Source organism: Paenibacillus sp. 1-8 (genome assembly GCF_056316205.1).
In genome coordinates, this window is record NZ_CM149995.1 from 3,398,722 (window position 1) to 3,419,464 (window position 20,743).

Consider the following 20,743-nt stretch of genomic DNA (forward strand, 5'->3'; position numbering starts at 1 on the left):
TGTTAGGCCATTCTGAATCAGAAATACCATTACTCACGCATAAAGCCCAAAGTTCTATCCAGTCTGTTTCCCGATCATCCTCAGGAACCTCTTGGTCTTCTTCGTCGTCAGGCTCATAATCTTCATCAGGTGGAAACGACTCCTTATAGAAATCGTTCTAAGAGGCCGTCCAACTCCTTAATGCCCTCTTCGTCTACATTCTCGTATTCTTCCTCCGTCAGTCCTTCTACCAGTACAAGATTAAAGGTTTCTTTATGCAACGCCTCAACCTTAGGCCAATCGACCTCGGCTTGATCTTCTGTGGCATCCCATTTTTCACGTCCAATTGAAAAAGAGAACTTATACTCATTTCCACTCATGAGCTGCCGCACCTGACGGATCAGAGCAATAGTTCCGATTTTAACGTGCTTTACGATTCCTTTACCAAGCGTAATTTCCGTTCCGATATTAAGCGTTTTGTCCAATTGTTTATCTGTACTCATTAAATTTCCTCCTCAATGTATGTAACCCCCTACCTTTAGTGGTAGAGGGTTGGGTTAGTAATTAATTAGATACCGAAAATGATTTCTACAGCATATCCATTAGGATTCTCTGGCGTGATATCCGGCTCCATAATCTCCAGCGCCAATGTATTGGTGGTTGGCTTTTTGCGTTCTTGGGACACGTCCAAAGTCCCACCCCCGAGAGCCTTCCAAATAGTAAGCTGGCAAGGGACTTCTTTGCCGTTCCGATCATCGGTTAATGAAAAGCGATGCACCAGTTTAAAAGGTTTCGGACGGCGTTTACCACTTAAACTGCTTCTTGTGGCATTATCTTTTGACCATTTGAACGTAACGGTAATTAACTTCCCTTCGTTTGCAACATCAGATGTAATTTTCCCATCAGCTGTAATTACGTACTGTTCTGCTGTTGGAGTAGACGCAACACGAGTCAGTTCAACGAGTTCTCCTGTGTCAGTGTCTTTTAAGTAAACCCGGTCACTCTTAGCGACAAAAGTTCCGTTATACTTCGTGGGTGCTTTTAATTTATAGCCATCAGTAGCATTAAAAAAACCTTGCTCTACTTCATCGAATTGCACCGTGCCTTTTTCTGATTCAGCCCCTTGAGACAATTCAGCCAAAATATCAGAGTAGCGAGGAACCTCCATAGAAGCTTTATCCCCTAAATCCTTAGCAGTATAGTGGAATGCATACCCACTATCGCCGCCCATTACTTTGTCCCAATCAAACTGCAATTGCAAAGTTACTTTAGTGATTTTATCATCAAGAAACTTGAGCCTTCCGCCTTCTTCATAGACCTGCGCTGACCCCACGCCATCAAATACTAAAGGTTGCATATAGTCTCATCCTCCTTATATGTGAACACAAAAAGAACCGATCATGTTATTTGACCAGTTCCCATAAACGCTTATCAATTTCACCGATACGCCGATATTCGTCGGTGTCACTGTATCCCTGAATCGGCTCCAAATCCCCCATGATACCCAGCTTTTTAGCAAGGTTGATCTTCTCCGAAATCAATTTTTCTAGCTCCGATAGTGGTTTTTCGATATCAATCGGTGCTTGCGCTGGTTGCTGGACTGCTTCCTCAGCCATTTTTCTCACCTCAATTCATCCTGAGATAATCCACATCAAAAATCGCTTTGTAGCCTTTTGCACCTTGTATTCCGGTAGCAAAATCTGCGTCATAAGCCAACACACAAAGGTATGACATAAATTCCTGAGCAAACAACCTTTTCTCATGTAAGGTTTTGAATACTCTTTCAAATAAGAGCTTTGCTTCATAAGCTGTTTTCCCGTAAATATCGATGCAGAACTTGCCTTCAAAGACTAACGGATTAGCCGCATATCGACCTGGCATGACGTATTGGCAGATATGTGGCACTGTATCCTTGCTAACAGTTATCTCAGGCTCCATGCCTTTAGTAAATCGCTTCACGACCTCGGCAGACGGCGCTGCAGGAGTAAGTTTCAGCATCGACATAAGCTCTGTATCTGCCTTTAAAGCACTCTGAACAGCGTCAATTAACCGTAGGCTCACCTCACTCCTTCACCTCCTTGAAATATCTGTGATAAGGAAATTCCGTGATTACTCGGCTGATACCCTCCAAAATCCGTTTTCGGTTGGACTGGATTGCAATACGCAGGAAATAGGTTGGCGGCGTAGCCCTAAATGAGGGATCAATGTCACCGCGTTCCGCCAGTTCCTCCAAGTCCACTCCAGCATAGCCCCCGCCCGAATCCTTTATCGTGCCGTCGATTGCCCGGTACTTTCCACGGGAACGACCTACTATGATACGGTCACCTTTGGATCTCAGACGGTTCCACGCCTCTGAGTTCATATAGGTTATTAGGCCGGGGTTTTGGCTGTTGTCTGCCATCTTGGAGCCTTTACCGAATTGTTCAAGCCACGCCTGCCAGTAATCAGCGGTAATGTCGCCTGAAATCATTTGATTAGCCAGAACAAACATATGCATCTCCAAATGATCCCGTACTGCTGGATAGTACCGAATACCGCTTTTAGCTGTCAGCATGACCAGTTTCGTTAGCCCAGTAATTTCAACTGCAAGTTTATTCTCCAGATCTTTAGTTGCCCGCGCTGCATCATAGCCCGTAATCATATCCGATCCTCAGAAAGTTGCACATGTAATAGATTAGGATATTTAGTCCTATCGACTACATCTACCCGATATGTTTTTTCGCTCAGCACAATCCGGTCAGGAACAGCTGTACTCGTCTCCTCGGGCCGCTTTATATCAACATTCGTCTGTAACTGCAAAACAAAGACGGTATTTGGCAGCAAGCCCGGCTCCTGTCGTCGCAATTGTGCTGTGACATACTGTGCATAGCAAACAACATCAGCAGCGACAGATGTAAATTCAGCATCGCCCACCGGATTATCGTTTGCATCGTATGTTTGCTGGTATCTCTGCACCTCTACCACAGCATTCGTTTTAACCAAAGAACAGTAGTTGTCCTGATCTACCGTTTTCCTTAAGGTTAGGACGAGAAACGTGTCCTCTGTCTGCACCATAGAACCACGATTAATGAGTGATTCAGGCGAGAAAACACCGTTATAGACGTATTCTTTGCCCATTACAGTCGTCGCTTTGGTTTCTCTTGATAGAATCACTACATCTTCGTTTCCGTCCACCACACACGGCGTATGGCGGTGTGAGAACTCATAGAACAACTTTCATCACCTACCTAAATGACCTATGTTCAAACTCTGACAGAAGATCGGCAATTTCTGGTGTAATCATGCTGTTGCCGAAGTATTCAATGCTATAGTCAAAGTCCTTCTTCGACTTGACATTGGTGTTCTGGTTCCCGGCTAACTGTCCTATGATCAACCCGCATGCCACCTTGACCTTATCAGGTATCGTCTCCCAACCGCTGGTATACGTCACTTCTAGCTCAGCATACGCTGAACCGAAAGGAGAATAACCGCACCAGACGGTACCAATATCCTTGTCGATATCAATGGTGCTGGTATCAGTAATTGTTTCGAATCCTGGCGGACCAAAGAAATTGCCGATCAATCCCTGCTTCGGCCTCCCCTTTACTTCCTTTACTTCTACAACAGGATAATAGGACAAGTGGCCTCGCTGCTGGTCTGTAAGAGGTATCCGTTCAGTATAAGATTTGACTCCAATCTCACGCCTACACCGTCCGTCGATTATGGCAGATGCTCGTGTTATCAGCGGCAAAGTTAGTTTAATTCCTATAGGGGCAAAATCACTATCCGTTAATTCAAGATACTGACTCATTCTACGTAGCCAGCATCAGCAAGCTCGTCTGCCAGTTCATCCGGTAACTGTGCTTCGCCATCCACGAAGTTAACGACCCCGTTTTTAAAATGAATCGTGTGAGCGCCCTTGCGCTGGCTCGGTGTACCACGAAGCGTAACTTTTCGGACTGCCGGAATCCTTGTAGCCAGAAAAGAACTACGCGAATCATTCAGCACTGTTGTTTGAGCGTCGAACTGGCTCGGCTCTGCGCCTTCAGTGCCAGCCAATACCTCTGCCGCTGCAACGGCTTCCTTGAATGCATCTGCCGATTGTTGAGGGTATTGTCCTCCGTTTTCACCAATCTCAGCCTGCGCTAACAATGCTGTGCTTTCAGCAATAGCATCTTTCAGCTTGTCCAAATTCGATTTCGCCAACTGAATCATCTCCTCTCTATATGAAAAGAGACGGTTATACCAACCGCCTCTTCGACTTAAAAATTTATTAGGATACCGCTGTGATAGTTGGGCGTTCAATCGTGCCGTATGCATGCGCGTAGCTTGGACCTTTTGCTACCGGAGCGCCATATTTGATCCCGACATACTGCTCTTGCAGGTTTGATGTTGTCCCCAATTGGAAAAGGTAGATTCCCTTTTCGCCAACATAGTGATATTCGATCATTGGCTCAGTTACGATTGCGATCCCGTAGTCTGAATTTGATGCAGTTGTCGCATTCACTGCCGATGGAATAAACGGCTCTGGAATGATAGGCAATAAACCAGCAGCCGTCATAATAGCCAATACTTCTAAACCGGCAACGGTCGTTTTCTTGAGGTTGCTGATTTGCGTTTCATTGTTTGCGGCAAGCCGTTCTTCTTCTTCCAAATAGTGGTGCGCGATAGGATGGATATAAATAGCTGTTGGCATAAGTTCGTACAATTCACTCGCTACCATTGCAGCCACCTTCGCTCGGATTGCAGATACAATTGAAGCTGTAGCCCCAACCGTGAATGTGTTCGTAATCTGACTCGCAAGCCCAACATATTGTAAAGTTGTCGGTACTGCCAAGCCAGTGTCATTCCCTCTCCAAAGCGCTCTACCATGCGTAAGTCCGATAGCGTTCAACATGTCGTTCAAATCTTTGGCTTTCAATTCAGGGAAATTGTTTTGTTGTTGTCCTAGTGTTACGTCATAATGTCCAAAATTCACTCCATTTGTAAGAGCCTTAATCTTTACACCATGTGGTGTACGTTGGTTGCTTGTTGCGGTTGACGATGGATTACGCGGATCAATAAATGCACCGCCATTCACGGTATTTTGTTCGTAGTAAGTGGAGATATCTCCTGTAGCGGGAACATAATTTAAACGCCCGTCCAAAATGGAGGTGCGACGCAATACGTCGGTGATTTCCTTCTGAAAATCGTCTGTGATAATTGCACCTGGTCCCTGAAATTGAGTTGCCGCAGCAACCTCAACGAATTGTGCTACTCCAACACGGTTATTCATGTATTACACACTCTCCTTCTCGGCAAATTGTGCTTTTGCCTGCATTTTAAGTTTGAATGATTCAGACGACGGAAGATTAAGAGCATCGACGGAAGCACAGAAGGTTTTGTAATCATTCACTTCCGCTCCGGCTGTAAGATTGGTATTACTGCCATACTTGGACAATAATGCAGAGGCACTGAATGTTTTGCGTTCCGGTTCTGGTGGAGTCGCACCCGCCGCTTTCAACTCTTTCAATTCTTTTTCTAAAGCATCTGCTTTATCTTGAGCAGCCTTCAGGTCGGCAGCGGCTTGTTCTTCAGCAGTCTTTTGTTCGGCTTCTTCGCTTGTAGCCTTCATGGTGGTGATATCGGTTTTAATAGATCCTACTTCCGTCACCACGCTTTGTACGCTGGCTGTAATAGCTGTCATTCCCTCTTGCAGCGCCTTCATAGAATCTTCCATCGCTTTAATCTGTTCTGGTGTCATTTCAACATCCTCCTTGTTCTTTTTCGTATTACGAGCAGCAAAGCTCGTTGTTTTATAAGCAGCGGCATCCGCGAACAGGATAGCTGCCCCTGTGCCACAAAACTCAATTACGTCCAATACATCCTCTATATCCGTTGCATCCTGTACAGCAGCTTCCATTTCGAGTGATGCGCCAAACTGATACTCGCTCCAGTTGTGCTCAGCCGCCAGACCATTATAGTAACGAATAGTCGCAACCACATCAGGAAAATCCTTTGCGTAAATGTATCCATCAATCCATGCATACCCATCAAGCGAACGGTAAGCTTTATCAATCACAGCGACTTTAAAGCGCGGATCATGGTCTGCCATACCGTTGGCGTAGTCAATATTCAAGGCCATGCCTACGAAGGTTTGAAGATATTGGTCGCAAACACTTGATGAAATACGAATACATTTCCCACCAGCCCCATGAGGTGAGCCATCACTAGGTTGGTCAACTGCGAAAAGAGCACATTTGAAAGGAACCTTGTTCGGATGTCCTCCTTCTTCGGATAACTTGAAGTCCTGAACTCTCATCCGCTGGTTGCTCATTTTCAACGTTTTAAGCATTTAGATTCTCACCTCCCCTCCGTGATACTTCTGTTGTCTGCGCTCCGCCCGGTTTCTCGGTGTCGGCACTGACCTTGGATATGTCAGTCTCACAACACTGCAAACAAATCTTGTAAACACGTCCTCACCGCCTCTCAGGGCAAAATAATAACACCTACTATTCAGCGGTGTCAGATTCATCGTTTTCTGTTTTGTCCTTATTGTTTGGCGGATCATCTTCAGGAAGCTTGCTTAACAATTTGTCCTTCTCCGCCTGTATCTCTTCCTGCGTTTTATTTAAATCAACGGTTGATGTTTTTCCTGACTGCAATAGCACTTCACCATGCTTATTAGGTAGTGCCTTGCGTGCGAGTCCATCACGTACTTCATCAGGTGTAACAGTTCTCCGATCAAGGTAAATCGCGTCAATGTCAGCCCTAAGTTTTTGATCCTTCAGTGAAGTAGCGTAGTGGAACTTAAATTCAATTACGCCGCCCAGCTTAAAAATACCGTCGATGATGTGATTGTTAATATGCTCCACAACGTTTTCAGCGATAGACTTGATCGTTTCATTCGTGTCGTCGTCCTCACTGTCAGCGGTGCTACGGTTTACATCTTTCGTTTGTCCAAGCTTCTTCGGTGAAATATCAAACGCGATAGCCACGATTTCAATCAAGAATCTCTGCCACTCAATAAACAACGCCTTATCATCCGTAGCCCCTAGATCAAGTACACTTGGGTTCTCTCCCCCGATAATCGGGTTCAACCCACGTCCTATTACTTCATTCTCCCAATATGCACGAAAAGCCGCAACCGCCTTGGTATCAGTGTTCTTTCCGAGATTAATCAACTTCCTTATTGCCGTGTTTGAAGCCTGCTTCCCAGCAGAACGATGAGCTGAAATGAAGCTTTGCACCGATTCCCAAACCGTTTCGAGTGGTGATAGCCCAAAAGGAGTATTTGTTCTTGGATTCATTCGAATATACATCAGGTCGGAAGATGTTAAGTGAACATATTGTCCATTAACCCGTTGTGCATAACGCCATGAATTGTCTTTTCCATCCCAGTCCGGGTAAAGGTCGACAGAGAAAGAGTCCACCGGATACATCCTGAACGGCCTAAGAGGATCGCCAGCTTTCAATACTTCCGATGAACCCGCACTACACACAAGCATATCTTCGACCATTTGCTCAATCCAGGAACGAAAGGAGTCACCGGGATTCGGCTTTAGTAATGATCTTTCAATAAGTTTGCATATCTCGCGATATCTTTCCGTATCGTTTTCGTCGATAGCAGCTACGGACCAGTTCAGTTTTGTAATCCCGTTCTTTATGACGTTAATTGCTCGACGCGGAATTGGGGATTCCGATAGAGTCCGTAAATTGGTCGGCGTTCGCTTCGGCGCTGGTTGGTTGCCCCCCTTACTCATCATGATACCGAACGGAAACGGATAACTTTCCGTCTGTCGATCAGGTTCGTTCTTTGGTCTTCCTGCTGCTAACCAATCTATCAGCCACTGTCTTACACCCAAGTCTTTACCTCCTTTCTGACGCAACAAAAAGAGGTCAGGAAATTTTTCCTGCCTCCAGCATTCGTTCATATTTCTATGTCTAAATAATATCATTGAGTTATTACGGTGTTACTACGGAATTTACGCTTCTTATCTTTCTTCTATTTTATTCATAGTAGTTTTAAGACTATCAAGTAAAATTTGTTTTTTATGACTTGCTTCATATATTGAAAACAAAAGAAATGAAATTACAGCTTTTACACTCTTAATTAATTCATTATCCAAATGAATCTGTTGCTCGACTTTACCGTCATTTGCGTGGATTGCAGAGTCTCCTAGTTTTTTTATATATTGCAGAAACTCAGTATCAACTTCATAAGCCCAGGAAGGAGCTGAGCTACTTTCGACATCCTTTATCAAATCCTGTATTTTATTCCCCAACATTCTTCTCTCATATCCTTGCCCTACGAGAATATGTTCGATCGCAGCACGATACATCGCCATAGCGGCACTATTTGCACCTAAAATATGCGATCTATTAGCTTGGTCAAGGTAAAATGAAACATTCTTTGGAGTATTAGGAGTGCTTAATCCGCCAAAACTACTCGGCAAAATTAGAAGTTCCTGACCCCGTGGCCCATTGTGAATTACAATATGACTTATAGAACTACATTGCAGACATTTGCTTTCCCAAAAAGAAGGTGACAACCTCCTATATACCTCGTTTATATGTTTGTCCTTATCGTAATTACCCACCCGTTTATTTCTTAATCTTAATTGTTCAAAATCATGTTCATTGAAACCTTCATCTAGATATAGAGGGCTAATTTCATTTTTCCGAATATCACCACATTGTGAACAGTGCAAATCGTCTCTAAACGGAAAAGATATAATTTGGGCATCTACTAATTCCTCGTTAGATGAATTTTCTCCAGGTGATCTAAATTTAACACTACTACTAAAGCGTACAATTGCCTTTCTAAAATCATGAAGGTTGTCTATCACCGCAATCACACCATTCTTATTTAATATCCTAATTTATATTACTATTTTCGATAACGATTGTGTAGCTTGTTGTTCGAAATTAACCAAATGTAAATCCGTATTCAGTTTTAATATTCGCAAACGCAAGTACAAAACCATCCGCCCTATCTGGAGATTGTAGTCCACGCTTTTTCATATCCTCTTTGCGCTCCAGGAAAATCCTCCCATTACTCCCCATACGCCATTTCCTTGATGTAAGCTGTGTTATCAGTTTCTCATCATCTGGCAACTGCAAATCTCCCGGCTTGCCGAGAACATAATTACTCATGTTAGACTCAAGCATTTCCTTGATATGCCCCCACTGTTCAGCCCCTAGATTACCATAATGACCATCTTCGGCTGCTGATCCGTTGTTAACTGGAATGATGGCGTAACCCAATCTTTTCTCCTCATTAATTTCGTTCAATCTATCTGTTACAGCTCCACCTATCCCACTATCATCTATACGAATCTCAACTTCATCCACTTCTGATCGTTCGCCCTTTACATCATCAACCAGGCGCAATACCCAGCCTGTAGTTGTCATAGTGTCCTGCTTGTGGTGGAAGTGAGTCTTTATCACCTTTCCGCCCATACGTGCGTACATGGTTGTCTCATCGTCCCCAAAACGAGCAACGTCAACGCCGACAAATAGCTTTGTTCCATAAGGTTCAATTTTAACTTCATCTTTAGCAAATTCAGCAGCTTCAAGTGCGATAAATGTATCTGATTCCCCCCGTGGGAATTCACCTTCAACCCGGACTCTCCATACATCAGATCCCTTACCATATTTACGTTCAAGCATAGCTATGTTCTCTTTACTTGTCCGAGGACTGTTAAGACAGGAAACTTTGTGCGTGTTGTAATCTGCCCGGTCCCTGTTGTGAGAATCATAAAACACACCACTGGTCCGAGTCGGGTTTCCACACATGAGCAACTTGTTGAATTCGCCTGAGAGTGTACCCAGGATCGCTTCCATGATCCGATCCTCAACCCCTGAAGCTTCGTCCACAATGAAAAGCATGTAGTCTTCATGGAAACCCTGCATGTTCTCGGGCTTGGTAGCTGTCCGGGCTGTAGCAAACCATCGTTCCTCGTAATTTCGCATATAAATCTTAGTCTTTGTCCACTTAAGTATCTTTTTGAGTACTGGGCTTTTCTCTTGCCACTTACTAATCTCAGCCCAAAGGACATCATGAAGCTGCTGACGTGTCGGAGCTGTGCATATAACTTTCGGAAATGGGAAGCAAGAGAGAAACCATAATGTTGTCGCTGCCTCCAAACCTGTTTTCCCAACTCCCTGGCCTGATCGCACTGAAACACGGGGAGTACCAGCAACGTCCATCAGAACTTCAGATTGCCATTCGTCCGGGGTGAATTTTAACATTTCAACACAAAATAGTACCGGATTTTTCCGGTACTCAGGAATTCTCTTTTTGAATGCAACAAAGCGGCGTTTCGTTTGCGGAGACTCTTTATTCACCAGACTCCACCGCCTTTACCCAATCTTCTATCAGATCATCCTCTGTATCTCCATCACCGTTCTTCAATTTCTCAATTTCAAGGCGGGTTTTGTCAACTTTGGCCTGCATCTGATCCAACTTCAATCGGCGCTCATCTTCCTGTGGTGCAATATCAAGGAATTGTTTGATAGCTCCCCTGATCTCACGCATGACCGTAGCCTCTGCCTTGATAAAACTAGCGTATTTATCCCAAGCAAATTGAATTTCCCATTCGTATTCGTCTCCATACTCACCTGGTTTCTCTCTTTTCAACTCTTTGGTCATATCCTCTTTGTCTTTGATGAAGAAGATACGCTGCGCCCAAATGATTTTACGGAATCCCTGGGTGATGTTATGCCAGATCATATCTATCGGGTCCATTTGCTGCACTATATCAATAAGTTCAAGGTATTCAGCATCTTGCGGCTCAAATTTGCGGAACAATCCATGTGTTACAGCTTTCTGATTCCCTTGAGGCCCGCCCTTGCCTCCCCTATTTCCCTTAGCATTCTGATTTCCACGCGGAGCGCCAGGTTTACTGTTAGCCATCTTCCCTTCCCATTGATCAAGCGACTTCCATTTTCGAACCGATTCGGGCGTGACGCCTAGCTTTTCTGCAATCTCTTTCGGTTTCATCGCCCCGCCGCTATCTTTCCAGATTTTGAACGCTTTCTTCCGATTCGGATTCTGTTTCCTGCTCACAAAATTATCACCACTTTCATGCAATTGAGTTGGAATTCCTATTCAAGGTCAGTAATAGTCAAACGTTACGAATGAGTTTGAGCGGTTGTACGCCACATACCTTGGCACTACCAGCCTTAACCAGCTATAAAATGTAAATCTAGTTCACTATAATACGTATTCTCGGTAACTCGTAAAACACTGAAAGTGCTTGATGCTATTTGTTTTGTTGTTCTTTCCCCGTTTTGAATTCACGGTTACCCGATTGTAGAGAACTGCTACAACTCAAAATCCTTCAAAACATCGTCTAAAGTATCTTGAAGGATGCCTACATAGCGTAAAGTCACCTTCTGCTCGGTGTGATTGAACAGATCCATTAGTAACGCTATGTCCTTGGTTTCGTTGTAAAAATAGTATCCGAAAGTCTTTCTCATGGAATGGGTGCCGATTTCTTTTAAACCAAAATTCCGTGCTACACCATTTAACATTTTGTAAGCCATGCTGCTACTGATCGGCACAACCTCGGATCTTCTCTTTTTGTTTCGACTCGGGAATAAATAATCACTATCCAATTTACCGGATATATATGCATCCAGTTCTTTACGAAGGTTTTTTCTAATGGGGATGTTCTTTCTTTTCTTCGTTTTCTTTTCAGTAATTACAATGTGGCTTCCCTTGACGGAGTTGACTTTCAAGGGCAATATGTCCGATATCCGCAATCCTGTGTTAATTCCAACCAAAAACAAAATGTAGTCTCGTTCATTCTTCTCCTTCAGGTACTGCTTAATGGCCTCCAGCTTTTTAGAATCGCGGATTGGCTGAACGAAGTTCATGACGCTTGTCTCCTCTCGGATTTGTGCGAACACAGGATGGCAGCATGCAAGTCTGTTTGGTCCCAGTCCAATTCCCCCAAACACATCCGTAGCACTTACTAGGTTGACGTGAGGATCTGACTGGGATTGGCGGAGGTCGCCTTGTCGATTTGATTGTCATATCACTTTCCTCCAATGCAAAAAGGCCGCTTTTCAGCGACCTCGAATTTACGTTATTTTATGGATACAATATATCATTACTCTATTACGTATTTACTACGATTTATTGTGACTATATGTATCTAAAGCTAAGGAAAAGTTTCCTGAACAAAATAAAAAAGCCGCTATTCTGCAGCTTTCTCTTGTCTTTCTTCGTATTCTTTTTGATAATCCCAAGAGATACTACTAGGCCTTTTATACCAATTTCGTCCGATGAATTCCCAGTAGCCCTCTTGAATATGATATTCATTTTTCATTTCTGTCCAAATCCAATATTTAATAACTAAGGGGAACCAAATAACTGATGATAATACTACCGGTATTAAAACATAAACAAATAGATTTACTTTTAACTCTTCCTTCATTCAAATTCATCTCCTATATTGTTCCTTACGATTGTATCGACATTAAGGATGCGGAATTTTATATAATAATTAAAAAGAGCAACGAATTTACGCTGCTCTTATCTAATGATCGGTAATTTATAGCATGCGGCTACCGATAATCCGCCATGCCCGGAGCGGTGTGGTTCCCACTATAGACGGTCGCTACCCTTCAGTTGGTCGCCGCCTTCTTTCAGGTGAACTGTTGAATTACCTACTTCAGCTCTGCCGCAAGCTGCTTGAGCACTGACGGTGTGGCAATGAGTTTACCGTCCGACTTGTTGCCCTTGATGTAAGCTTTGTCCTCGTCGGCATAGTAAACAACGCCTTGGCCCTCAACAACCGGAAAGCCGCTCTCATCATCCGTTAAGGATGTTTGTACGTGCTTACCGTGCTGGGCTGCATGTGCTTCATCGTGCAAGTGTAGAATACCGTCAGAGCTGAGAAATGCGAAACGTGGTTGTGTAGACATAATTTGTGTTCCTCCTAAAATGGGTTTGATTTGTTCCTGAATAAAGTGTAAATCCTTTCTACTCCGTACCTACTACGGATTTACCTTGCACTAACAACAAATAAAGACCGCAAAGGCTTAAGCCCTTACGGTCTAATTTACTTCTGGCATCCTAAGTCCAATTTCGCCTTCCTTGTTTCGTCCCCGTCCATAGTCAATAATCACAAAATCCAAAGTCCGATTAATTTTAAGACTGTTTGCTATATTTACAATCGCTCGTCGTCGTTTATCTGCAAATGTCGTAGCTGAGATACCAGGCACATCTTTTCTGTATCCCTTCTCCATATACTGCTGGGCCTTGAGATATTTTTTACCGTCTATGAACAGCAGCTTGGCAGCAAGTCCCTCATGCGGATCTCTCATATTATTTATGGCGAAACGGATATTATTAGTGATGAATTGATAGAATTTATAATTTGTATGCCGTTTGTCCTTTAGTATTACAGCATTGGCTGTTACATCTGCCGTTAACTCCTGACCTGACTCCCGTTTTGCAATTGCCCCCTCGGCGGAAAGCAACTCATACGCAGACATTCCGTTTTCAATCTGCTGGAGAGCAAACTCATAGTTTTTGATCACGTCAATCATATCGACATACTTACTGAGAAGCCACTTTGTTTTTCGAATATCTTCCTGCTCAATGTCCGAAAAAAAGTTTACTTGGATTATCTTTTGCGTATCAGAAGACTCATCTTCAAGACTATTTACTATACACATTTGATTATCATTCATCATTTATCATTCCTTTATATAATGTGATAATTTAGTGAAATCGTTATTTCTGGTAGATAAATGTAAATAGAAACACTATAATAACCTTACACCATAGTTTGCACACGAAGATAAACAAACTAAGGAGGCTTTACTTTTGAAAAAATCTATTATCGCTTTGGCTGCTGGCGCAGTTCTTCTTGGGGCATTGTCTGTACCGTCTTTAGGTTTTGCAGAACAAGCCAAAACTTCAGCAAATATTTCTTCTGAGAGATCATATACTCCCAAAGAAAACGCAAAAATGGTACGGGGCATCAGAGGCGCAACGGTCAAAGAGTCTATGAAATGGATGGTTCCAACTTCAATATTTTACAGACAAGGAGACTATGCAGGAGATATTTATTTACATAAATGGATTAAAAAAGGCAAGGATGAAGTATACCCAATATATCAAGGCTTAATTTACAGAAAATAAAGTCAACCTTAAAGTAAGCACTTTTCTCATAAGTGCTTACTTTTTTCATCGTTATTATCTGACATATTTTATGCTCGCCTCGCTTGGATCTACCTTTTCTATAATCATATACCTGTCTATACTGACTACACCCACAAACAACAGTACAGCAGCTAATATAGTGGTTAAGGCGTATGTTTTTTCCATTCTCCAATCACCTCCAGTAAGGCAATGATTATGAAAAAAGTCATCCACGGATGTTCTAAGCACCATTCTTTCATAGCTTATCTCCTGTTCCGTGCGTATAGAGTATTTGCCACATACACTCTCCTGCGACTCCTGGCTCTTCATGAAGCTCGCATTCAGCTATAGCTTTTTCAATTGCAATTCGTAGATTGGCTATCTCTGCATCCTTTTGTTGTATAAGGGATTGTGCTGCGACAAAATCATTGTACAAACCTCTGGAAACCTCCGCCCAGTTAAGTTCACCTACCTGTATATCTGGATGCTGTGGTGGGTCTGGATCAAACAACCCTGATGATATTGCATCAGTTAAACTATTGAATGAGTTTACGCACGATGATCCTTCCAAAAAACCGTCTGAGTCTGGATTGTGCACAATCCACTTGATTAGCTTATCTGCATCTATTAAGCGTGGTTTATCTGTCATTATTGTTCCTCCCCATACGTATATTTCTCATATAGATCACGAAATGGTATGAAATAAACCTCAAATGCGCCACGACCCCGTTCGCAAAATGTATACCCGCTTTCTAAGCGCAAATGCGAGTAATCTTCTGGCATTTTGGGGTAATATCGACAGTATGCTCCGTCTTGGACATGCTCATTTTTGATTTCAAAATCTAATTTATCAAATTTCCAATCCCATTCCCGTTTGCATTGTTCCAAGAAATCAGCAGCATCTTTAAAGGCGCTTTTCTTACCTACAAATTCCGTTGTACTCGATCCGTCAGTGAATTCTATTAATTCCATATCCCTGCTCCTTTCTATCAATCCGTTCACTCACACGATATGATCGGGTGCCGTGTAACCGACACCCTGTACCCTGTATAGGCTTAATCCCTATGGTCCATTTCAAGTTCGTCCATGATCCGCTGCAAGTCTCCCAAATCCAGATTGTTATCCTCAATCCCCTCTGCTTCAAGACGGTTAATTTCCTCGCGCAGATCGTGCCACATCATATAATAATTTGGTATCATATCTATCATCCTTCCAACGCTCCGTCAGAGTGCAGGAGCGTATTGTATTGTTGGTTTTTAACTATTGACTAACCATCTCCCTCGCTTTAGACTTGCTGCGAGGTGAGAAAATGAAAGTCTACGGTATCGAAAATAAAGATGGATTTTTTTATAATTTTGTAACAAAGGGCTGGACTGTCTGGTCAGTTGAGTGCCAACTGCCGGGCGAGGAGCTGGCGGATGACCTCTTATTCCTGCATGATGACAATTCAGATTTTCAACATGCAGTAGTGTCGGCAGTGAAGCTCGATTAATACTCCACCCTATGGCTCTCTGGCAATGTGCTGGAGAGCCAGACTTGTATTGGTGGGTTACTCCCCTAATTCTGCCCGGTAAGAGGCTATAGCCAGCTCCGCAGCTTCCAGATCGCCAGTGAGCCGGGCTATTGTCCGGTCCCTCTCTGCAAGCTGCTCGCGGAGTTCAAACGCCATAGCGTAATGTTGATTGCTGGTTATACATGTCTCACGTGCGTTTCTAACTGCAATCTCACGCGACTCACAGGCGGCCTTGTTACCCGCTTCTAGTTCCTTTACCTGCTGCTGGAGTGAGTCAATTTGCGTATAGGCAGCTTCAAGAGCGTTAACTAAATCAAACACATCATTACTCATATGAGCTTGATCACCCCGAGCATCGTCGGCTTTGTTCCAAATAGTTTGCAAATCTTCTTCTGACATAGGTTCTAAACCATCCGGAAAATTAATTGTCCGTTCACTCATGACTGTTCTTCCTCCCTAACGAAATTTTTGTAAAACAGAACCGATAACATTGTGTATTTATCCGCATCAAACGAGCAGTATCTGTAATGCACGTATCCATCTATATCCTCGTAGAGTGCAAAAACCAGTTCGCCATCTTCGTCCAGATAAAACCGTTCGACGCGGCGTTTGAGGTGTATTATCCCACTGAGTTGTTCCCTCCTTGGGAAGCCTGTACAAATGCCTGATCGTAATGACCTTCGACATCCTGCAAATGTAGATAGCTGTAGATAATAGACACGCTATCTTTAATTTCCTTCTTAGCGTTAAGAACAAAATTAGTGTACTTTTCTGGCTCAAGCAGATCGTCGCGTACCATACCTGATGCCAGATCAATCCGACTCAGCAGGTCTGCAATGGTGTGGCTCGCTGATTTGGCTTGGTTCCGTGCATATCCGGTAATGTTCAGCTCTTTATCAAGTTTCATTTATCCATTCACTCTCCTTATAGGGGGGTAACCCTTGCAAAATATCTAACATTTACAAATGCTGTATATCATGTTGTAATTCTAGTAAAACTTTGGAGGTGCATTATGAGAGTTGAAACCAGCATGCTTGCCAAGGACCACATGGAATACATTAAATCGGATGAATCCCATGCAGCAGAAATGAGAACTTATGAAACGATTTTCGACCACATGTATTTCTACTTGACGAACGTACGTGGCTTGCTTCCAGACACCGCACGTGGCATCGTAGAGGATTTTGAAGCAGATATGCAGCGGCAGTAGGGTATAGGGTAAGAGGCTGAAATTACTTTCGGTACGCTCTTAGTTGCTCTTGAAGCTTCGGTATAGCGGCTACAACCTGTCTGATTTCTTCCCGTAGCTCCTTCGGTACATCTGTATGATCGAGCACCGTAAGCGCCCATGATAGTTGGTGGGATGCATGTCCCATGTGGACTAGCGACTGGTAAACATAATCATCCAGTACGCCTTGTTGCTTAAACCTTTCGTAACCTGGTTGATGAGCTGCGTAGGTTCCGAATTCGGGCTTGACTACTTTGGCGGTAGCCTGCATATTTTCCAAGTAAGGGATGCGCTGAGTATAAAAATTACGTTCTTCATTGATGCTTTTAATTGCTTCCTCATCGCCAACTTGTTCTGCCACTTCTAATCGTTTTTCTATATCGGGAATCCTAATCGTTTTAATGTGGTCGATTTCCTTTTGAATTTTTTGAAAACCCTTTTCAGTCAAAATTGTTTTACTCATGCTTCATTCACTCCTTCTGAATTGTTTGGTATAGGGTAAGAGGCTGTTATGCCTCTCCCATGTGTTAAAGAGTTACGACCTTTGCCATCTTCACAGGTGTAACTCTATATGTGCCCTCCACATTTCTCTCATATTCAATCTTCGATCCGCAAGAACCACACTCAACAGTGCCATCGTCCGGACGTTCCCAAGCATCATCGTCAACAGATCCACAATAAGGACATTTGAAATCTCCATATGCTTCTTCTTCTGGATCTTGATTCAAGGTGATTTCCTTCACTCCATAAACCCTTTCTTTGTGACTGACAGCACACCAACGATAATTTTTTCCATCAATCTCAAGAATACAGTCTGGCTCGGGTTCTTCGGGAACCTTCTTTATAAGCTCCATCAACTCATAGTTTTCGTCCCAAAAATGCTTCATATCGTATTTTCTTATTTGCCACATGGTATATCTCTCCTTTGGTATAGGGGATGCATTGTGTCTCTCCCCCTTATGGAGGGCTAAAGCCTCCTAAATGATCTATCTAAAGTACAAGTTCACTGGTTGCGCCACATTTATTGCACGCCACCGTGTGGATGTAATAACCTCCGCCTACACTTCCGTTAGAATGGGCTTCGCAAACAAGGGTCCTGTACCCTACACCGCTGTATAACTCGTGTTTATTGCCGCATTCACACGTACATTCCTTATCCCGGAAGCATCCTTTGCGTTTAGGAGTCATGCTGCCCCTCCTTCTTGTCCCCTATGGGGCCTAAATTCCGTTTCTCGCGATACTCGCCATTTTTTTCATATGGGCAGGTGTATTGCCTTCAACGTAAAGGTTCGTCGTAACATATAACGCCTCTCCATCCGGGTGAGCATCCTCTGACTGTATATAAAACTGAGCGATAAGCGGTATTCCCTCGGCTTTGCATATCTTGATGACTTCAGCCATAAGGGGATGTATTTTATCGTCGTAAATAAACTCTTTGTCATATCCAGTTTTCATATAGGGTTATGTCCTCTCTGCCCTTGGGGGCTTGACTTACGCTTTGTTCAAATCGTTAATTTTTGGTATAATTTGCTTAAAGGGGCTGATCAAATGGGATTCATGCTTATTCTTTTTGCAATTATTTTTTTCGCACTTGGTATTTTAAGTAAACGAAATCCCACTTGGGGATGGCGTGCAAGCGAAGCGTGGAAGATAAAAGGTGACTCAGAACCAAGCGACGCTTACATTGATGACATGAAATTTAGAGGCTCTGTATCTATACTCATAGGCTCCTTCTTTTTAGCATGTGGGCTTTTGGTTATCTTCCTATAAGCTCTGCTATCTGTTATCAATCATCAAAATACCCATATCCAAAAGGCACTTGCTGTTTAGCTGAAGCTCCTAAAATATCATTTAGCATGTTTTCAAAAACACAAATCTGTTTTCCATCCATAGCTTCCAGCAAGCGCACTTCCTTAACCTTCAAAGATCTACCTGCCGCTGTAGTAAGCAGTTCCATCACTGGCTTAATAGATTCCAGATGTTCCTTTTTCTCGGCTTCTATGCGCTTCCTCGCCGCCTGTTTGCGGTTATACTCTTCCCAATCTTGTTCATCAAACCAAAAATGATCTCCGTATTTGTCTCGGAAAGCTGAAATCCAGAATTGCAGCAGTTCCTCATTTGTTTGTATCCGATCATGGCAAGGCCAGCAGAGCCGCAATCCGTTTGTCTTGACTCCTCGCCCTTTTCTTCCACGCGGATAAACGTGATGAGTAGTCGTGGCTTCGGCAGTTTTGCAACATTCGCAGATCCCGTTTGAATCGGCAATCAACTCCGAAATTACATCCTTCGGGAATTCACCGCGCTCCTTGGTGTTAGGTCGTCGTGACTGGTGGTGAGAGAGGATGTCCTTCTTCCATTCCGGAACTGGTTTCTTATCCTTTTTCCGCTGTCCGAGGCTGCTGTAAGCCTTCTTTTGCTTCACCTTTTTCTCGGGCTTCCAAAATGTTTGATGGGACATTCCCCTCGCCACCTTTCCGACAATTTAGTTTCTTATTTCCTGTGCCTACGCTTATATTTTGTACCTAATCCGTTACGGCTCCACTACGGATTTTAGAGGTTCAAGCAATCCTACTTCCTCTAAAACAGAATAATGTTTATACCTTTCTTCCGTTGTTACACGCACTTCGTTTATCGTATGAGAAGCATAGAACGCTACGGCTTGCTGCACTTCGATAGGCTCTTCATCAAGCTTGTTCAAGTCGAGCTTTTTCACGAACTACTCTCCCTTGTAAGGCGATTATATTTTTCTTCAAAGCCATGCTTTATTTCGGGTGGTAGAGTACCAATAGCATTATTCCAAATATTTATTAATTCGTTGTTATAAGAATTATTTTTCTGTATCTCCGCGTAACGTTCGGATAATGCCGTGGTGAACTCATCTGCTTCTTGCTCCGTCACAACTCATCCCCTCCTGCATTTTTTCAGTTCCGGTACAATGTTGCTCGTTACATTATAATGTTGTGTAAACTCCTCAATAAGGAGAATTGTTATAAACCGTTCTGGCTTCTTCAATGCTCTTGAAGTCGAACTCTGTGTAAATTGAGCGGACAAGCTTTTTGGTGTCGTCCTCGGTATAGTTCAACTTCTTTGCTCCAAGGATTGCATAGCCTAAGCAGGCGTTGTTATTCCATTCATCGCCGCCAAAGAGTTGAGCTGCCTTGTATCCTGCCTGATATGCTTGTCCGAAAAGCTTCTCAGCTTGATCCAACAATGTTATTTGCTCAGGGGTTAAAGTTGCAGGAAGAGATTTTTCCAATTCTCTCCGTAAGACCGCTACCATACTGTGATTTTTCATAACATTCTACCTCCATTACGTTCAGGAAAATTTTCCTGATCTTATTTGGCTCATGCCAACCTCACCGGATGATCCCGGTGAACGCTCTGAGCTTAATGGCCTGTTTCCGTTCGCTCAGACGAACCTTTAACTCTTTTATCCAAATGCTCATCAGCATTAGTTCCTGATACCAGTAATAAAAGTCGAAATCCCCAAACACCACTCTTACATATGTCTTTCTCAATGATAATTCACTCCAATTTATTATCTATTTTAGTTAAACTATTTTCGATAGGTTTAATATATAACGATTTTCGTTAGTAGTCAAGAAAATTATAATCTTGATTCGTTTAACTATTTTTGATAAGTTAATGTAAGAGAGGTGGCTGCTATGTTTCGTTTAAAATTAGATCAGATACTTGAATCTAAACCTGACTGGACTATGTATAAATTACATATTCAAACGGGCATTAGACCAAATACTATAAGTGACATGGTGAACAATAAGGCTAAGCAGTGGTCACCAGAAAACTTAAACAAGATATACAAGGCGTTGGGTTTGGAATCAGTCAATGATTTAATAGAATATGTTGATGAAACGGAGCAAGAGGAGAAATAACCTCTATGCTC

Annotated in this window: 36 protein-coding genes; 5 read left to right on the top strand and 31 right to left on the bottom strand. The window is 43.0% G+C overall.

Annotation, left to right across the window (positions count from 1 at the left end; genetic code table 11):
• Positions 1-143 precede the first annotated feature (143 nt).
• From AC0WRU_RS15440 to AC0WRU_RS15525, 18 genes are all read right to left on the bottom strand, one after another.
• Positions 144-482, bottom strand: a complete 339-nt coding sequence (locus AC0WRU_RS15440; RefSeq protein WP_476125431.1) for a hypothetical protein — start codon at positions 480-482, stop codon at positions 144-146.
• A gap of 65 nt (positions 483-547) precedes the next feature.
• Complete coding sequence (locus AC0WRU_RS15445) at positions 548-1,336, bottom strand: hypothetical protein (protein ID WP_190296935.1); 789 nt, start codon at positions 1,334-1,336, stop codon at positions 548-550.
• A gap of 46 nt (positions 1,337-1,382) precedes the next feature.
• Positions 1,383-1,604, bottom strand: coding sequence for a hypothetical protein (locus AC0WRU_RS15450; protein WP_476125432.1), 222 nt, complete (start codon positions 1,602-1,604; stop codon positions 1,383-1,385).
• A 1-nt stretch (position 1,605) separates the two neighbouring features.
• The gene (locus tag AC0WRU_RS15455; RefSeq protein WP_025724063.1) at positions 1,606-2,040 is read right to left on the bottom strand and encodes a hypothetical protein; all 435 of its coding nucleotides are present in this window, start codon (positions 2,038-2,040) and stop codon (positions 1,606-1,608) included.
• Position 2,041: 1 nt separating this feature from the next.
• Complete coding sequence (locus AC0WRU_RS15460) at positions 2,042-2,620, bottom strand: hypothetical protein (RefSeq protein ID WP_476125433.1); 579 nt, start codon at positions 2,618-2,620, stop codon at positions 2,042-2,044.
• Positions 2,617-3,192 (bottom strand): hypothetical protein, encoded by a 576-nt coding sequence (locus AC0WRU_RS15465; RefSeq protein WP_476125434.1) that lies wholly within the window; start codon positions 3,190-3,192, stop codon positions 2,617-2,619. Before AC0WRU_RS15465 ends, AC0WRU_RS15460 begins: the two co-directional genes overlap by 4 nt.
• A 10-nt stretch (positions 3,193-3,202) precedes the next feature.
• Positions 3,203-3,709, bottom strand: a complete 507-nt coding sequence (locus AC0WRU_RS15470; RefSeq protein WP_476125435.1) for a hypothetical protein — start codon at positions 3,707-3,709, stop codon at positions 3,203-3,205.
• A 56-nt stretch (positions 3,710-3,765) separates the two neighbouring features.
• Positions 3,766-4,164, bottom strand: a complete 399-nt coding sequence (locus AC0WRU_RS15475; protein WP_476125436.1) for a hypothetical protein — start codon at positions 4,162-4,164, stop codon at positions 3,766-3,768.
• Positions 4,165-4,231: 67 nt separating this feature from the next.
• A complete protein-coding gene (locus AC0WRU_RS15480; RefSeq protein WP_476125437.1) occupies positions 4,232-5,233 on the bottom strand; it encodes a hypothetical protein in 1,002 nt (333 codons plus the stop codon).
• Between the two features lie 3 nt (positions 5,234-5,236).
• The gene (locus tag AC0WRU_RS15485) at positions 5,237-6,292 is read right to left on the bottom strand and encodes a 3-oxoacyl-ACP reductase (protein WP_476125438.1); all 1,056 of its coding nucleotides are present in this window, start codon (positions 6,290-6,292) and stop codon (positions 5,237-5,239) included.
• 157 nt (positions 6,293-6,449) lie between these two features.
• Positions 6,450-7,802, bottom strand: coding sequence for a phage portal protein (locus AC0WRU_RS15490; RefSeq protein WP_476125439.1), 1,353 nt, complete (start codon positions 7,800-7,802; stop codon positions 6,450-6,452).
• Positions 7,803-7,931: 129 nt separating this feature from the next.
• Positions 7,932-8,786: a DUF4145 domain-containing protein gene (locus AC0WRU_RS15495; protein ID WP_476125440.1), complete on the bottom strand. Its 855-nt coding sequence runs from the start codon at positions 8,784-8,786 to the stop codon at positions 7,932-7,934.
• Between the two features lie 79 nt (positions 8,787-8,865).
• A complete protein-coding gene (locus tag AC0WRU_RS15500) occupies positions 8,866-10,290 on the bottom strand; it encodes a DEAD/DEAH box helicase family protein (RefSeq protein WP_476128657.1) in 1,425 nt (474 codons plus the stop codon).
• Positions 10,280-11,008 carry a phage terminase small subunit gene (gene terS, locus AC0WRU_RS15505; RefSeq protein WP_476125441.1) on the bottom strand — a complete coding sequence of 243 codons (729 nt, stop codon included), beginning with the start codon at positions 11,006-11,008 and terminating at the stop codon, positions 10,280-10,282. Before terS ends, AC0WRU_RS15500 begins: the two co-directional genes overlap by 11 nt.
• A 257-nt stretch (positions 11,009-11,265) precedes the next feature.
• Positions 11,266-11,820, bottom strand: a complete 555-nt coding sequence (locus AC0WRU_RS15510) for a site-specific integrase (protein WP_476125442.1) — start codon at positions 11,818-11,820, stop codon at positions 11,266-11,268.
• 323 nt (positions 11,821-12,143) lie between these two features.
• On the bottom strand, positions 12,144-12,383 hold the full coding sequence (locus AC0WRU_RS15515; protein WP_476125443.1) for a hypothetical protein: 240 nt from the start codon (positions 12,381-12,383) through the stop codon (positions 12,144-12,146).
• 232 nt (positions 12,384-12,615) lie between these two features.
• A complete protein-coding gene (locus tag AC0WRU_RS15520; RefSeq protein ID WP_476125444.1) occupies positions 12,616-12,873 on the bottom strand; it encodes a hypothetical protein in 258 nt (85 codons plus the stop codon).
• 132 nt (positions 12,874-13,005) lie between these two features.
• On the bottom strand, positions 13,006-13,647 hold the full coding sequence (locus tag AC0WRU_RS15525; RefSeq protein ID WP_476125445.1) for a hypothetical protein: 642 nt from the start codon (positions 13,645-13,647) through the stop codon (positions 13,006-13,008).
• A 133-nt stretch (positions 13,648-13,780) separates the two neighbouring features.
• On the opposite strand from AC0WRU_RS15525, the gene AC0WRU_RS15530 reads away from it, so the two are divergent.
• Positions 13,781-14,098 (top strand): hypothetical protein, encoded by a 318-nt coding sequence (locus AC0WRU_RS15530; protein WP_476125446.1) that lies wholly within the window; start codon positions 13,781-13,783, stop codon positions 14,096-14,098.
• A gap of 256 nt (positions 14,099-14,354) precedes the next feature.
• Here the strand turns inward: AC0WRU_RS15530 and AC0WRU_RS15535 are convergent, their stop codons facing one another.
• The 3 genes from AC0WRU_RS15535 to AC0WRU_RS15545 all read right to left on the bottom strand — a co-directional run bounded on the left by AC0WRU_RS15535 (position 14,355) and on the right by AC0WRU_RS15545 (position 15,297).
• A complete protein-coding gene (locus tag AC0WRU_RS15535; RefSeq protein ID WP_476125447.1) occupies positions 14,355-14,747 on the bottom strand; it encodes a hypothetical protein in 393 nt (130 codons plus the stop codon).
• Positions 14,747-15,070 (bottom strand): hypothetical protein, encoded by a 324-nt coding sequence (locus AC0WRU_RS15540; protein ID WP_476125448.1) that lies wholly within the window; start codon positions 15,068-15,070, stop codon positions 14,747-14,749. The genes AC0WRU_RS15535 and AC0WRU_RS15540 overlap by 1 nt, the downstream gene beginning before the upstream one ends.
• An 83-nt stretch (positions 15,071-15,153) precedes the next feature.
• Positions 15,154-15,297 carry a hypothetical protein gene (locus tag AC0WRU_RS15545; protein WP_476125449.1) on the bottom strand — a complete coding sequence of 48 codons (144 nt, stop codon included), beginning with the start codon at positions 15,295-15,297 and terminating at the stop codon, positions 15,154-15,156.
• A 110-nt stretch (positions 15,298-15,407) separates the two neighbouring features.
• Here AC0WRU_RS15545 and AC0WRU_RS15550 point away from each other — a divergent pair, with 110 nt between their 5' ends.
• Entirely contained in the window at positions 15,408-15,590 is a 183-nt protein-coding gene (locus AC0WRU_RS15550; protein ID WP_476125450.1) for a hypothetical protein, read from the top strand.
• A 57-nt stretch (positions 15,591-15,647) separates the two neighbouring features.
• On the opposite strand, the gene AC0WRU_RS15555 is transcribed toward AC0WRU_RS15550, so the two are convergent.
• Both AC0WRU_RS15555 and AC0WRU_RS15560 read right to left on the bottom strand, forming a co-directional pair.
• Positions 15,648-16,052 carry a hypothetical protein gene (locus AC0WRU_RS15555; protein ID WP_476125451.1) on the bottom strand — a complete coding sequence of 135 codons (405 nt, stop codon included), beginning with the start codon at positions 16,050-16,052 and terminating at the stop codon, positions 15,648-15,650.
• A gap of 178 nt (positions 16,053-16,230) precedes the next feature.
• A complete protein-coding gene (locus tag AC0WRU_RS15560) occupies positions 16,231-16,518 on the bottom strand; it encodes a hypothetical protein (RefSeq protein ID WP_476125452.1) in 288 nt (95 codons plus the stop codon).
• A 105-nt stretch (positions 16,519-16,623) separates the two neighbouring features.
• Here AC0WRU_RS15560 and AC0WRU_RS15565 point away from each other — a divergent pair, with 105 nt between their 5' ends.
• A complete protein-coding gene (locus tag AC0WRU_RS15565) occupies positions 16,624-16,821 on the top strand; it encodes a hypothetical protein (RefSeq protein ID WP_476125453.1) in 198 nt (65 codons plus the stop codon).
• Between the two features lie 22 nt (positions 16,822-16,843).
• Here the strand turns inward: AC0WRU_RS15565 and AC0WRU_RS15570 are convergent, their stop codons facing one another.
• The 3 genes from AC0WRU_RS15570 to AC0WRU_RS15580 form a co-directional block, all read right to left on the bottom strand.
• Positions 16,844-17,302 carry a hypothetical protein gene (locus tag AC0WRU_RS15570; protein WP_476125454.1) on the bottom strand — a complete coding sequence of 153 codons (459 nt, stop codon included), beginning with the start codon at positions 17,300-17,302 and terminating at the stop codon, positions 16,844-16,846.
• 64 nt (positions 17,303-17,366) lie between these two features.
• Positions 17,367-17,750: a TFIIB-type zinc ribbon-containing protein gene (locus tag AC0WRU_RS15575; protein ID WP_476125455.1), complete on the bottom strand. Its 384-nt coding sequence runs from the start codon at positions 17,748-17,750 to the stop codon at positions 17,367-17,369.
• 307 nt (positions 17,751-18,057) lie between these two features.
• Positions 18,058-18,294 carry a hypothetical protein gene (locus AC0WRU_RS15580; protein WP_476125456.1) on the bottom strand — a complete coding sequence of 79 codons (237 nt, stop codon included), beginning with the start codon at positions 18,292-18,294 and terminating at the stop codon, positions 18,058-18,060.
• A 93-nt stretch (positions 18,295-18,387) separates the two neighbouring features.
• Between AC0WRU_RS15580 and AC0WRU_RS15585 the strand changes: the two genes are divergently transcribed.
• Positions 18,388-18,609, top strand: a complete 222-nt coding sequence (locus AC0WRU_RS15585) for a DUF6199 family natural product biosynthesis protein (RefSeq protein WP_025685294.1) — start codon at positions 18,388-18,390, stop codon at positions 18,607-18,609.
• 16 nt (positions 18,610-18,625) lie between these two features.
• Here the strand turns inward: AC0WRU_RS15585 and AC0WRU_RS15590 are convergent, their stop codons facing one another.
• From AC0WRU_RS15590 to AC0WRU_RS15610, 5 genes are all read right to left on the bottom strand, one after another.
• A complete protein-coding gene (locus AC0WRU_RS15590; RefSeq protein WP_476125457.1) occupies positions 18,626-19,297 on the bottom strand; it encodes an HNH endonuclease in 672 nt (223 codons plus the stop codon).
• Between the two features lie 72 nt (positions 19,298-19,369).
• Positions 19,370-19,552, bottom strand: coding sequence for a hypothetical protein (locus tag AC0WRU_RS15595; RefSeq protein ID WP_476125458.1), 183 nt, complete (start codon positions 19,550-19,552; stop codon positions 19,370-19,372).
• On the bottom strand, positions 19,549-19,737 hold the full coding sequence (locus AC0WRU_RS15600; RefSeq protein ID WP_476125459.1) for a hypothetical protein: 189 nt from the start codon (positions 19,735-19,737) through the stop codon (positions 19,549-19,551). The genes AC0WRU_RS15595 and AC0WRU_RS15600 overlap by 4 nt, the downstream gene beginning before the upstream one ends.
• Positions 19,738-19,810: 73 nt before the next feature.
• On the bottom strand, positions 19,811-20,134 hold the full coding sequence (locus tag AC0WRU_RS15605) for a hypothetical protein (protein WP_476125460.1): 324 nt from the start codon (positions 20,132-20,134) through the stop codon (positions 19,811-19,813).
• A gap of 61 nt (positions 20,135-20,195) precedes the next feature.
• On the bottom strand, positions 20,196-20,357 hold the full coding sequence (locus AC0WRU_RS15610) for a hypothetical protein (RefSeq protein WP_476125461.1): 162 nt from the start codon (positions 20,355-20,357) through the stop codon (positions 20,196-20,198).
• Positions 20,358-20,504: 147 nt separating this feature from the next.
• On the opposite strand from AC0WRU_RS15610, the gene AC0WRU_RS15615 reads away from it, so the two are divergent.
• Positions 20,505-20,732 carry a helix-turn-helix domain-containing protein gene (locus AC0WRU_RS15615; RefSeq protein ID WP_476125462.1) on the top strand — a complete coding sequence of 76 codons (228 nt, stop codon included), beginning with the start codon at positions 20,505-20,507 and terminating at the stop codon, positions 20,730-20,732.
• The last annotated feature ends 11 nt before the right edge of the window (positions 20,733-20,743 follow it).